1 protein-coding gene is annotated in these 280 nt (G+C 64.6%); it reads right to left on the bottom strand.

The features are described 5' to 3' along the window. The coding region (locus ACTHS8_RS10850) for a TonB-dependent receptor (RefSeq protein ID WP_440373713.1) at window positions 1-280 on the bottom strand (280 nt) is incomplete at both ends.

The following is a 280-nucleotide window of genomic DNA, read 5'->3' as shown; positions in this document are numbered from 1 at the left end:
GCAGGCCATCCACTTCATCGAGCGTACGGCCGTAGATGTAGTTGCTGATGCGGTTGCGGAAAACGCTGACGCCGAAGGTGGTTTCGCCGCTGGTTTTCTTGAGGCTGACGTCGATGTTTTGCGAGATCTCGGACTTCAGGTCGGCGTTGCCGCGCTCGTACGTGCTGGTGGCCATGTGCAGGCCCCGGGCGTACAGCTCTTCGGCCGACGGGGCGCGGCTGGCGCGGCTGGCGCGGGTGAACGAGGTGCCCACCTGGTAGCCGGGCGTGAACTTCCACAC

Origin of the sequence: Neisseria sp. P0016.S008 (genome assembly GCF_051957775.1) — a bacterium.
Lineage (GTDB): Bacteria > Pseudomonadota > Gammaproteobacteria > Burkholderiales > Neisseriaceae > Neisseria > Neisseria flavescens_B.
This window is presented reverse-complemented; position numbering and strand designations above follow the sequence as displayed.